This window comes from Bradyrhizobium sp. UNPF46 (genome assembly GCF_006658625.1).
GTDB classification, from domain to species: Bacteria; Pseudomonadota; Alphaproteobacteria; order Rhizobiales; family Xanthobacteraceae; genus Bradyrhizobium; species Bradyrhizobium nitroreducens.
On sequence record NZ_LFJB01000062.1, the window covers coordinates 1 to 11803 of the forward strand.

Genomic DNA, 11803 nt, shown 5'->3' on the forward strand with positions numbered 1-11803 from the left:
AGTCCTCTTCAGAATCCATATCGCTGGACCGCGCAATACCACCCTCAAAACCACATGCGATTCCCCTGCCCCTCCAGGGGAGGGTAAGCGGAGTGCCGCGGCGAACCTAGCGTCCCAATTCCGTCGCCTTGGCCACGCGATCGAAGCGCTCCAGCGTCATGATCGCGTCCGCAAACTTCTCCGCGCGCGCGTTCAGCACCGGGCGCGCCAGCGTCAGGAACTTCTGCTGCATCGCCTGGGCGTCGGGGAAAGAATTCGGCTCTCCCGAGGGATCGGCATAGAGCCGTTCGTGTACGCCGTCATCCGTGGTGATGCTGACGCGTGCGCCGAAGGGATGGGTGCGGCCGATCTCGAGACGGTCGTCCTGCACCACGTCGAACTTGTCGGCGAGCGCGTCGATCGCGGCGTCGCCGAGGCGGCCATAGTCGTCCCAGCCGAACGAGCCCTGGTCGAGCGCGAGCGCGCCGGTGAAGAACATCGAGAACTGGCCGCCGACGATCGAGGTCGGATGCCGCTTGGTCGCGGCATCGCCGGTCAGCGTGATGCCGTTGCGGTGCAGTCCGATCTCGACGCGCTTGACCTGGTCGGGCGTCAGATTGTGCTCGCGCCGCATCGCGATCAGCGCGTCGATCGCCGCATGGGTGTAGCGGCAGCTCGGATACGGCTTCACGCCGATCTTCATCGTCTCATAGGTCTTGCCGAGTTCGGCAACCGCCTTGTCGGGATGCGCATCGTCGGTGTAGCCGGCGAGCAGGCCGTGCTTGCCTTCGACCGACTCGGTCGCGCCGACGAAATCGTTGCGCGCCAGCGTTGCGGCGATCACGCCGTTCATTGCGGCGGCGCCGACCTGGTAGCGCTTGTTCCAGGCGCCATTGACCAGGAATTGCAGCGAGCCCGCGGCCTGGCTGCCGGAGACGCCGAAGGCGGCGATCAACTGCTGCTCGTTGAGGCCAAACAGCTTGCCGGCTGCCGCGGCCGCGCCATAGGTGCCGGCAGTCGCGGTCGGGTGAAAGCCGCGGGCATAGTGCGAGGTCGGGTCGAGCGCGTTGCCGAGCCGGCAGCAGACCTCATAGCCTGCCACGATCGCGGTCAGCACGTCGCGGCCCGAAGCGCCGACCATCTCGCCGACGGCGAAGGCGGCCGGAACCACCGGCGCGCTCGGATGCAGCGAGGAATCGGCGTGGGTGTCGTCGAAATCGAGGGAGTGACCGAGTGCGCCGTTGAGCAGCGCGGCAACCGCGGGTGTCCAGGTCTTGGTGTCGCCGAACACGGTGGATTCGCCCTTGGTGTCGAGCGCCAGCGCCTCCAGCATTTTCAGCATTGACGGGGTCGATTCGGCCTCGCGCCTCGCCCGGATCGCGCTGCCGAGGAAGTCCAGCGTCAGCACCTTGGCGCGCTCCAGCACTTCCGCCGGAATATCCTGGTATTTCAGGTTGAAGACATAGGCGGCGAGCGTTGCGGTTTCGTGAGCCATCGTGTTTCCTCGTTTTGGCGCGCAAGTTAGGCGGGCTGATTTGGCCTTTCAAGCGGCCTTGGGGCCGCGGGTATCAGCCATGCTTTTGCCTGGCTTTACGCGGGTTTGGAGCGGGATATTCGGGCATGGCGTTCGCAGGGAAGGTGTTCGAGCGGATCAGGTCGCGGCGAACCCAGCTGGGGCTCGCGATCCGGGTCACGGTGGCCGCGACTGCGGCCTATGCGCTCGCCACCGCGCTGCATCTGCTGTTGCCGCTCTGGGCGGTCCTGACCTCGCTGATCGTGACCCAGATGAGCGTCGGCCGCTCGCTGAAGGCGACGCGCGACTACATGCTCGGCACCATCGGCGGCGCGATCTATGGCGGTGCCATCGCGATCCTGATTCCCTATTCCAGCGAAGCCGGGCTTCTGGGATTGCTGGTGCTGTCGGTCGCTCCGCTTGCCTTCATCGCCGCGATCAATCCGAGCCTGAGCGCGGCCACGGTGACCGCCGTGATCGTGCTGCTGGTTCCGACCATGCATCATTCCGATCCCATGACCTCGGCGATCGACCGCGTCAGCGAGGTCGGTGTCGGTGCGGTCACGGGCCTCCTGGTCTCGTTCCTGGTGCTGCCCTCGCGCGCGGTGCGGCAGATCCGCCCCGCCGCGGCGCAACTGCTCGAGCTGATTGCGGACGCCTTCACCGAATTGCTGGCGGGCCTCACCCGCGGCCGCGACAACGACGCGCTGCACCGGATCCAGGACGGCATCGGCACCGCGATGGTCGGCATGAACGCCATAGGCGCCGAGGCCGAGCGCGAGCGCGCCGCGCGGCTGTCGAGCGGGCCCGACACCGGGCCGCTGCTGCGCACCGTGCTGCGGCTGCGCCATGATGTCGTGATGATCGGTCGCGCCACCGTGGTGCCGCTGCCGGCCGAGGTGCAGACGCGGCTCGCCGCGCCCTTGACGGAGGTCTCGACCGTCATCGCGCGCTTCCTGCGCTCGGCCGCCGCGGCCTTGCGCGAGGGCGCCGGTGCGCCGCCGATCCATCCCGTCCACCTCGCGCTCCAGCACTACGCCGAGGCGGTTGCCGCCGTCCGTCAGGACGGCCTGATCCGCGGCCACGCGAGCGACACCGCCGAGCGCTTCTTCGCGCTCGGCTTCTCGCTGGAGCAGATGCACCAGAACCTCTGCGATCTCGACCGTGTCGTCGGCGAATGGTCTGACGCCGCAAGCGGCAAGGCCGTGCGCGTGGCGGAATAGGGTAGAGCGTTTTCGAGCGAAGTGGACACCGGTTCGCGTGAAGAAAACGCGTCAAACAAGAATCTAGCGCTTCGTCAGCCCTTTGCCTTGCATGCGCCAGACCAGGAGGTCGATGCGGTCCTGGCCGAAGAACGGTTCGTTCTCGAACACGAAGGTGGGCACGCCCCAATGGCCTGACGCGGCGTGGTCCTTCTCGTTCTCCGCGATGACCTGCTCGTAGCGATCCGGGTCCGTGGTGATCGCGCGGTCCATCGCGGCGAGATCAAAGCCCGCTTTCTCCGCCGCGCGCGCCAGATGATCACCCTCGTTCCATCCCGCGACCGAACCGTCCCACAGCACGCGCGCGATCGCATATGTGAATTCGAGCGCGCGGCCCTCGAGCTGCGCCATGGCGCCGAGCCGGGTCAGACGGTGGATGTAGGGCTGCTCGGAAGCGACATCGAACGTCGTCTTGTCCTGCACGATCGGATCGGGCCGGGGAAAGCGGAACGGAATGCCCTCGTGCTGTGCGACGCGCGTGCTGTCGAGCACGACATAGCGAATGAAGTTCGGGCTGGCCTTCTTGAAGAATCCGGGCACGCGGACCGCGAGCGGATAGACAGGCCGGAGGTTCACCGCGAGGTCGTATTGCTCGACAAGCTTGAGCGTCTTCGGCAGCGCCAGATAGCTGAACGGGCTGCGGAAGGAGAAGAACAGATCGACGGACAGCGTCATCGGGCCGGCTCCACGATGCATCCCATCATGCTGCGGGCCACGAGCTTGTGGAAGGGGACGATCAGCGTGAGATAGGCCCGCCCGAGCAGATTGTTGGTCCGTACCAATGTGGTCAATGTCACCCGCCGCTCCGCCGCGTCGCCGGCGACGTCAACCACGACGCGGAAATCGAGATGGTAGTCGTCAAAGCCGGCGATCAGCCGCTCCGGTGTTTCGCTCAGGACTGGAAACAGGCCGACCATCCCGTGCGGCGCCGGAGCACCGTCGCCCGACGTCTTCAGTCCGAAGGGCTTAACCAGGACGTTGCGCAAGCGCGTCAGCGCGTCGACCCAGCGCGGCCCGTGCAGCACCATCCGCGTGCAGGCCTCGCGGGCACTCACGCTGGTCGCGCCGACATCCGCGCGAAATGCGTCGATGAACTGCGCGCCTGCCAGCACCGTGCCGGCGTCGACATCAGGGGTGATTTCGCGGACCATGGCGATCATGCCGCCAGTTTGCGCGTCAACATCCGGAAGCGCAAGATCAGCAGGCCGGCATAGACGAAGGTCCCCACCGAGAACCCGACCCAGATGCCGACCGCGCCCAGTCCGGTGTGGAAGGCAAGAATCCAGGCGACGGGAAAGGAGATGCCCCAATAGCCGATCGCAGCGAACAGCAGCGTCATCCTTGTGTCGTTGAGGCCGCGTAGCGCGCCGCCCATGATGGTCTGGAGCCCGTCGGCGATGAAGAAGGTGGCGCCGACCAGCAGCAGCATCGCGGTCAGCGCGACCGTAGGCGCGCTGGCTTCACCATTGCCGAAGAACAATCGGCCCAGCTCATATCGGCCGAGGATGATGGCGAGGGTCAGGGCCGAGACCAGTGTGATGCCAAGCACGGCGGCGGCCAGCCCGGCGCGCTTCACCGCCGCCGGATCGCCGCGGCCGAAGGCGTGGCCGACCCGCACCGTCGCCGCCATGCCGATGCCCAGCGGCACCATGAACAGCACGGCTGTGACTTGGAGCGCGATCTGGTGCGCGGCGATCGCGGTGGTCGAGATCAATCCCATCAGCAGCGCGGCCGAGGAGAACAGGCCATATTCCAGCAGCAGGGAAAACGAGATCGGCGCACCGACCGCGATCAGCTGCCGCATCAGCGGCCAGTCGATCCGCCACAGATGGGCGAGCGGGCGGTAGTCCACGAACGGCTTCCGCCATGCGGCGATGGCGAGAGTCGCGAGGAAGGTGCCGAGATTGACGATCGTGGTCGCCAGGCCCGCCCCGAACAGGCCGAGCTCCGGCAGGCCGAACAGGCCGTGGATCAAGGCATAGACCAGCGCGGCATTGACCGGGATCGCGGCTACCGTGATCCACAGCGGCGCCTGCGGTCGGTTCACCGCGCTCATCATGCTGCGCAGGGCGATGAAGCCGAGTGCCGGGGCGATGCCCCAGGCGAGGCCGTTGAGATAGCGCTGGGCGAGCGCGGCCGATTGCGGCAGCTGGCCGAGTGCGATCAGGATCTGCTTGCCATAGAGCGGCGAGGCCATCATCGGCAGCGAGATCAAGAGCGCGACCCACAGCCCGACACGCAAGGAGTGGCGGATGCGCCTGACGTCGCCGGCGCCGAATGCCTGCGCCGCCAGCGGCGATACCGCCGACATCAGTCCGAGTCCGAAGGTGAAGCTGACGAAGTAGACCGTATGCGCCAGCGCCGCCGCTGCCACCGCGCCCTCGCCGAGCCGGCCGATCAGCGCAAGATCGGTCGTGATCATCGCGATCTGTCCGAGCTGCGTCAGCATCAGCGGCACGGCCAGCCGCAGCGTCTCGACGAATTCCTGCGCGAGATGGTTCTGCGGCACGCCGGCTTGCGGCTGCGCGTGATGTTGGACGGTGTCGAGCATGGCGGCTCAATAGCACGCCCAAGCGACGAAAACATGGCTCGCGCTTCTTCTCCCTCGCCCCGCTTGCGGGGAGAGGGTCGGGGTGAGGGGGAGTCTCCGCGGGTGCGGTGAGAGCTGGATTCGCGGAGAGTCCCCCTCACCCGGATTGCATCTGCGATGCAATCCGGCCTCTCCCCGCAAGCGGGGCGAGGCGAAGAAGAAACCTCACCCCTTCCTTTCAGGCACGCGCTTGATCTTCGCGCCCAGCGCGTTCAGCCGCTCCTCGATACGCTCGTAGCCGCGCTCGATCTGGTCGGCGTTGTTGATGGTCGAGGTGCCCTGGGCGCAGACGGCGGCCAACAGCATCGCCATGCCGGCGCGGATGTCGGGGGAGGTCATGGTCGCGCCGTGGAGGCGGCTGGGGCCCGCGATGATGGCGCGATGAGGATCGCAGAGAACAATTCTTGCGCCCATGGCGATCAGCTTGTCGACGAAGAACATGCGGGATTCGAACATCTTCTCGAACATCAGGATCACGCCCTCGCATTGCGTGGCGGTGACGATCGCGATCGACATCAGATCGGCCGGGAACGCCGGCCAGGGCTGGTCCTCCAGCTTCGGCACGTGGCCGCCGAAATCGTCCTGGATCTTCAAGGTTTGATTGGAGGGCACGATGAGGTCGTCGCCCTCGACGCGGCAGACGATGCCGAGCCGCTCGAAACCCATGCGGATCGAGCGCAGATGCTCGACGCCGGCGCGCGTGATGCGCAGCGGCGAGCGCGTCACGGCGGCAAGGCCGATCAGTGAGCCGACCTCGATGTGGTCGGGCTGGATCCGGTAGGTCGTCTCCCCCAGCGTCGCCGGCCCGTGCACGATCATGGTGTTGGTGCCGATGCCCTCGATTCGAGCGCCGAGCGCGACCAGGAAATTGGCGAGGTCCTGCACATGCGGCTCGGAGGCGGCGTTGCGCAAATAGGTCACGCCGTCGGCGGCGACCGCGGCGACCAGCGCATTCTCCGTCGCGGTCACGCTCGGCTCGTCCAGGAACACGTCCGCGCCGGCGAGCCTGGCCGCGCGGAATTCGAGCCGGTCGGTCGCGGTGACTTTTGCGCCCAGCTGCTCCAGCGCCAGCACATGGGTATCCAGGCGGCGGCGGCCGATGACGTCACCGCCCGGTGGCGGCAGCATCACTTCGCCGCAGCGGGCGAGCAGGGGGCCTGCGAGCAGGATCGAGGCGCGGATGCGCACGCACAGCTCGGGGTCGAGATCGGCGGCGCGGATGCTCTTGGCGTGGATGTGAAGCGTGTTGCGGGCGGTCCATTCCGCGGATGCACCGACCGAACGGATCAGCTCGACCAGCGTCTCGGTGTCGCGGATGCGCGGCACGTTCTCCAGCGTCACCGGATGTGAGGTGAGCAGCGCCGCGGCGATGATCGGCAGCGCCGAATTCTTGTTGCCGGACGGCTCGATCGAGCCCGAGAGCCGGTGACCGCCCTCGACGATGTATTGGATGGGCGCCACGTCGGTTTTCTCCGTCCTGTTGCGTTGGGGCGGGCTGCTTCGAGAGCGGAAACTACCGAGAATTGAGCAGGGTAGCAATTCTGCACTTGTCGCGTCGGAAGGCCGCCGATTGGCCTGAACAGGCCCGCTGCATCAGGCGTTTAGAACAAGCCGATGATATTGGCCACCACATAAAGGATGACGATCAGCATCAGGACGCCCATGGCCAGGAAGGAGATCTCAATGGCGATGGCGCCGCTCCCGAGCGCGGCCGCGACGCCGGCCAGCAGCCGCTCTTCGCGAAACACCAGTGCGAGGACCGAGAACAAAATGGCAAGCAGGCCGAGCGAGATCGCGCCGATCGAGGACATCTCCCTCAGTTGGCTCCCTGTCGACTTCTCCCGCGGTGGCGCCTGGTACTCGACGCCCTTGACCCGTGCGATCAGGCGATCCTTGAGGCGGTGTCCGGTGTCGACGATCACCTTGTCTGCCGGCGGTGGCGGATAGAGCACCGGCACGACCCAATGCGGCAAGACCGCTGCGATCAGCGCCAGCACACCGACAATGCTGCCGATGATGCCAAGACGGCGGGAGGGTGCGGCTGGAGTGGTCGTTGCAGAGGCGATCATGACGTGACACTTCCCGGCCGGAATCGGCCCTGCGGGTCATGCCACTTCGTCGCGATGGCGGGTGGCGAGGTTCAGGGAGCTGCGGCGGGCAGGCGGGAGAGGCCCACTGCGCCTCAATTGCGGAACAAATTGATGACGCCACCCTCGCCTTTGACTTCGAAATACATCAGGTCGATGTAGATCGCGGCCGCAAGAACCAGCGCTCGCTCATCTTCCGTCAGACTGCGTTCCAGAAACTCGATCAGAAAATTATCGCGGTCGGTGAACAGTTCGGAGCCGAGGCCGGACCATTTTTTCGCAACGCGCGCGTGCTCTCGCCCTCCGCGCATGAACGGAAAGGTCCACACGCGCCAAAATGGCGAGCTGACCTCGAGCACCACTCTTCCCTGCGCATCCTGCACATGGAAGGTCTTGGTGAGAATCGAAAACTGACGCTCGATGGTTCCTATGAGGCGGCCGTCGCGCGAACGCAGCTCCAGACATTGAAAGAACCAGCGGAAGGGATGGATCCCGCGCATCACCGGCTGTCGGGCGCCGTCGAAAAAATGGACCTCAAAGGAGCGCCAATGCCCAAATGCCTGACGCCACAAAAAGCCGAGAATTCCTTTTTGCTGTTCGGCCGCATAGAGCAGATCGCGGCCATTTTCGTCGCGGATGCGATACTTGTTGCGGGTTTCGAGGCCGAAAAGTTCGGCCATTTCGAAAACCTGCTGCACATACATTCGGTGCTGGTCAGCTAAAATCGGCAACATTCGCTCGGACCTCTTCCAGTGCCAGCTACGCCATTTTGTCGCGGTGGCCGGTGGGGAGGTTCAGGGGGGTGTTGCCACGAAGGTGGTGCGCTCCCTCCCCCGCTCGCGGGGGAGGGAGGGGGAGAGGTTACAGCGAGTGCCTTGGCTAGGGAGATGAAATCCAAAGCCAACCGGCCTCAGATATCGATCGTCGCGCTCAGGGAATGTTCCTGGATGAAGTCGCGGCGCGGCTCGACCACGTCGCCCATCAGCTTGGTGAAGATGTCGTCGGCCTCATCGACCTCCTTGACCTTCACCTGCAACAGCGAGCGCGCCTCGGTGTCGAGCGTGGTCTCCCAGAGCTGCTCCGGGTTCATCTCGCCGAGACCTTTGTAACGCTGCAGCGTGATGCCCTTGCGTCCGGAGTCGGTGACCGCCTCGAACAGGTCGGACGGGCCATGCACCACATGCTCGCTATCCTTCCGCCGCAGCTTGCCGGAGCGGGCGTAGACGTCCTGGAGCTTGGGCGCGTACTCGTCGAGCTTGCGGGCTTCTGCCGAGCCGAGCAGCGCATCGTCGATGACGGCCGCTTCCTTGACCCCGCGCACGGTGCGCTCGAACAGGAAACCCTGGCCTTCGACGAATTGGCCGACCCAGCCGCGCTCGACCTCCTCGGCCTGGCTGTCCAGCCGGGTCGCAATGTACTGCGCTGCGGCCGTGGCGTTCTCGAGGTTGCCGTAAACCGACTTGTTCAGCACGCCGGTGATGGCGGCCTGCTCGATCACCTTGCGGTTATAGCGGCTGTGCAGATTGCGCAGGATGCTGCGGACCACGCGGGCATCGTCGACCAGCGCGCGCAAATCGCGGCCGGTGCGGTCGCCGCCGGTGCCGGGAATGAAGACGCAGTCGTCGAGGCCGGCGTCGATGAGATAGTCCTCCAGCGCCCGTTCGTCCTTCAGGTACTGCTCGGACTTGCCTCTGGAGACCTTATAGAGCGGCGGCTGGGCGATATAGAGATAGCCGCCGTCGATGATGTCGCGCATCTGCCGGTAGAAGAAGGTCAGCAGCAGCGTGCGGATGTGGGCGCCGTCGACGTCGGCGTCCGTCATCACGATGATCTTGTGATAGCGCAGCTTCTCGATCGAGAACTCGTCGCTGATGCCAGTGCCGAGCGCGGTGATCAGCGTGCCGATCTGCTCGCTGCCCAGCATCTTGTCGGGGCGTACCCGCTCGACGTTCAATATCTTGCCGCGGAGCGGCAACACGGCCTGGAATTCGCGGTTGCGGCCCTGCTTGGCGCTGCCGCCTGCCGAGTCACCCTCGACGATGAAGAGCTCGGATTTCGCGGGATCCTTTTCCTGGCAGTCGGCGAGCTTGCCGGGCAGCGAGGAGACCGAGAGCGGGCTCTTGCGCGTCAGCTCGCGCGCCTTTCGCGCAGCTTCACGCGCGGCGGCGGCCTGGATCACCTTGCCGACGATCATCTTGGCCTCGCTGGGATGCTCCTCGAACCAGGCCTGCAGCGCCTCGTTGAGGACGTTCTCGACCACGGGACGCACTTCCGAGGACACCAGCTTGTCCTTGGTCTGCGACGAGAATTTCGGGTCGGGCACCTTCACCGACAGCACGGCGGTGAGGCCTTCGCGGCAGTCGTCGCCGGTCAGCGCGATCTTTTCCTTCTTCGCGTTGGCCTCGGCATAGCCGTTGACCTGGCGCGTCAGCGCGCCGCGGAAGCCGGCCAGATGGGTGCCGCCGTCGCGCTGCGGGATGTTGTTGGTGAAGCACAGCACGTTCTCGTGGTAGCTGTCGTTCCACCACAGCGCAGCCTCGACGCCGATGCCGTTGGCTTCCGCGCGCACCATGATCGGCGCCGGCACGATCGCCTTCTTGTTGCGGTCGAGATATTTGACGAATTCCTCGACGCCGCCGGAATAGTGCATCTCCTCGCGCTTCTCGACCGCGTGGCGCATGTCGGAGAGGACGATGTTGACGCCGGAGTTGAGGAAGGCGAGCTCGCGCAGGCGGTGTTCGAGCGTCGCGAAATCATATTCGATGTTCTTGAAGGTCTCGGTCGAGGCGAGGAACGTCACCTCGGTGCCGCGCCGGCCCGGCGCCTCGCCGACGACTTTGAGCGGCGCCACGGCATCGCCATGGGCGAACTCGATATAGTGCTCCTTGTTGTCGCGCCAGATCCGCAGGCCGAGCTTGCTGGACAGCGCGTTGACGACGGAGACGCCGACGCCGTGCAGGCCGCCGGAAACCTTGTAGGAGTTCTGGTCGAACTTTCCGCCGGCGTGGAGCTGGGTCATGATGACCTCGGCCGCCGAGATGCCTTCGCCCTTGTGGATGTCGACGGGAATGCCGCGGCCGTCGTCGCGCACGGTGACGGAATTGTCGGCGTTGAGGATCACCTCGACGCGCGTGGCGTGGCCCGCAAGCGCTTCGTCGATCGCGTTGTCGACGACCTCGTACACCATGTGGTGCAGGCCCGAGCCGTCGTCGGTGTCGCCGATATACATGCCCGGGCGCTTGCGGACGGCATCGAGACCCTTGAGCACGCGGATCGATTCCGCCCCGTAATCGCTCGGATTTGAGGGCTCGTTTTCGGCAGGCGTCTGCCGAGCAGGTTCTGTCATGAGAGGCCTTCGAGATGTCGCCCGAATCAGCCGCGCAAAAGGCGCTGATGTGAGGCTATTTGTGCCATGAAAGACGCTTAGCGCCTAGCGCAAAGTATCTCCCGGCAACCCTTTGACTAGATGGGGTTTTTGGGCCGGTTTTCAAGGCGTTCGAAGGCCGATTCCGGGGCTCGCGAAAAGCCCGATTCGAGGCCCCTTTTTGGGCCGTCAAAGGCGTGGATTTTGCGGGGGCGCGGAGGCCTGTTCCGACGTGCCGTGGTGTCCCGGAACAGGCCGCCGGGGTCAGTAGATCTGATCCGGCTTCCTGTCGCCGTCACCCAACCGGAGGGACCATGTCTCGCCTGCGGCCACGGTGATGGTATCGGAGCGCAACGTATAACCCGACACGACCAGCTGGTAGGAATACGTGCCGGGCGGCAGATCCAGCGTTTGTGGGTGATTTTCGCCGCCCGCGATCTTGATGGTCTGATCGTTGATCGCGAGCGAAGCCACGTCGGGCGCAAGATAGCCGAAGATCAGCCGCGCTTGTCCTGGCATCGGCAGGAAGTCGGCCTTGGCCACGGCCTCCGTATTCCGCTGCACCAGGTCGACAATGGTCTCGTCCTTGGCACGGCCAAGCTTCAATGTTGCCGGGCCCTTCGGGGAGACGAAGGCGAGCTGCGCGTGATCGGCGGCAACAACAGTGCCATCAGGCTTTTCCTCCCAACCGCGCTTTGCGAGCTCCGTGCGGTAGAAGGCGAGCACGGCACCGAGCTGGGCCGGCACATGGGCTTGGAGGCCGACCCGCAGCGGGATTTCGATGCCGGTCACACGGGTCGTGTTGGAGCTGGAGGAGCTGTGTTGCTTCGGTACTGGCATGTCGGCGTCGGGATCCGCCGGCGTGAGTGCAGCCGAAGTGCGCGGTGACAGATGCGGCATCCATCCGCCGGCACTCGTGGCGATCAGGCCGCCCCCGAGAAGGGCGAGACCGCACAGCGGCAGCAACCGGCGTGCCGGACCTCTCATCACGGGCTTCATCGTCGTCAT

Annotated in this window: 10 protein-coding genes; 1 reads left to right on the forward strand and 9 read right to left on the reverse strand. The window is 65.5% G+C overall.

Annotated elements, in window-relative coordinates; all coding sequences use genetic code 11:
• Positions 1-106: 106 nt before the first annotated feature.
• Positions 107-1474, reverse strand: coding sequence for an MmgE/PrpD family protein (locus UNPF46_RS23865; RefSeq protein ID WP_142251639.1), 1368 nt, complete (start codon positions 1472-1474; stop codon positions 107-109).
• 125 nt (positions 1475-1599) lie between these two features.
• Between UNPF46_RS23865 and UNPF46_RS23870 the strand changes: the two genes are divergently transcribed.
• Positions 1600-2715: an FUSC family protein gene (locus UNPF46_RS23870; RefSeq protein ID WP_142251640.1), complete on the forward strand. Its 1116-nt coding sequence runs from the start codon at positions 1600-1602 to the stop codon at positions 2713-2715.
• A gap of 63 nt (positions 2716-2778) precedes the next feature.
• Here the strand turns inward: UNPF46_RS23870 and UNPF46_RS23875 are convergent, their stop codons facing one another.
• The 8 genes from UNPF46_RS23875 to UNPF46_RS23910 all read right to left on the reverse strand — a co-directional run bounded on the left by UNPF46_RS23875 (position 2779) and on the right by UNPF46_RS23910 (position 11803).
• The gene (locus tag UNPF46_RS23875) at positions 2779-3429 is read right to left on the reverse strand and encodes a 2-hydroxychromene-2-carboxylate isomerase (protein ID WP_142251641.1); all 651 of its coding nucleotides are present in this window, start codon (positions 3427-3429) and stop codon (positions 2779-2781) included.
• The gene (locus tag UNPF46_RS23880) at positions 3426-3914 is read right to left on the reverse strand and encodes a DUF2867 domain-containing protein (protein ID WP_142251642.1); all 489 of its coding nucleotides are present in this window, start codon (positions 3912-3914) and stop codon (positions 3426-3428) included. Before UNPF46_RS23880 ends, UNPF46_RS23875 begins: the two co-directional genes overlap by 4 nt.
• Entirely contained in the window at positions 3911-5305 is a 1395-nt protein-coding gene (locus UNPF46_RS23885; RefSeq protein ID WP_142251643.1) for an MATE family efflux transporter, read from the reverse strand. Before UNPF46_RS23885 ends, UNPF46_RS23880 begins: the two co-directional genes overlap by 4 nt.
• Positions 5306-5509: 204 nt before the next feature.
• Complete coding sequence (gene murA / locus UNPF46_RS23890) at positions 5510-6805, reverse strand: UDP-N-acetylglucosamine 1-carboxyvinyltransferase (protein ID WP_100178563.1); 1296 nt, start codon at positions 6803-6805, stop codon at positions 5510-5512.
• A gap of 140 nt (positions 6806-6945) precedes the next feature.
• Positions 6946-7413, reverse strand: a complete 468-nt coding sequence (gene yidI, locus UNPF46_RS23895; RefSeq protein ID WP_100178562.1) for an inner membrane protein YidI — start codon at positions 7411-7413, stop codon at positions 6946-6948.
• Positions 7414-7526: 113 nt separating this feature from the next.
• On the reverse strand, positions 7527-8165 hold the full coding sequence (locus tag UNPF46_RS23900) for an LURP-one-related family protein (RefSeq protein WP_100178561.1): 639 nt from the start codon (positions 8163-8165) through the stop codon (positions 7527-7529).
• A gap of 176 nt (positions 8166-8341) precedes the next feature.
• The gene (gyrB, locus tag UNPF46_RS23905) at positions 8342-10777 is read right to left on the reverse strand and encodes a DNA topoisomerase (ATP-hydrolyzing) subunit B (RefSeq protein WP_100178560.1); all 2436 of its coding nucleotides are present in this window, start codon (positions 10775-10777) and stop codon (positions 8342-8344) included.
• A gap of 282 nt (positions 10778-11059) precedes the next feature.
• Positions 11060-11803, reverse strand: coding sequence for a peptidase associated/transthyretin-like domain-containing protein (locus UNPF46_RS23910; RefSeq protein WP_100178559.1), 744 nt, complete (start codon positions 11801-11803; stop codon positions 11060-11062).

Coding starts and splice junctions, on each gene's coding strand:
- yidI (WP_100178562.1), bottom strand. CDS start 7,413: ATGATCGCCTCTGCAACGACCACTCCAGCCGCACCCTCCCGCCGTCTT.
- UNPF46_RS23875 (WP_142251641.1), bottom strand. CDS start 3,429: ATGACGCTGTCCGTCGATCTGTTCTTCTCCTTCCGCAGCCCGTTCAGC.
- UNPF46_RS23865 (WP_142251639.1), bottom strand. CDS start 1,474: ATGGCTCACGAAACCGCAACGCTCGCCGCCTATGTCTTCAACCTGAAA.
- UNPF46_RS23910 (WP_100178559.1), bottom strand. CDS start 11,803: ATGACGACGATGAAGCCCGTGATGAGAGGTCCGGCACGCCGGTTGCTG.
- UNPF46_RS23880 (WP_142251642.1), bottom strand. CDS start 3,914: ATGATCGCCATGGTCCGCGAAATCACCCCTGATGTCGACGCCGGCACG.
- UNPF46_RS23870 (WP_142251640.1), top strand. CDS start 1,600: ATGGCGTTCGCAGGGAAGGTGTTCGAGCGGATCAGGTCGCGGCGAACC.
- UNPF46_RS23900 (WP_100178561.1), bottom strand. CDS start 8,165: ATGTTGCCGATTTTAGCTGACCAGCACCGAATGTATGTGCAGCAGGTT.
- gyrB (WP_100178560.1), bottom strand. CDS start 10,777: ATGACAGAACCTGCTCGGCAGACGCCTGCCGAAAACGAGCCCTCAAAT.
- UNPF46_RS23885 (WP_142251643.1), bottom strand. CDS start 5,305: ATGCTCGACACCGTCCAACATCACGCGCAGCCGCAAGCCGGCGTGCCG.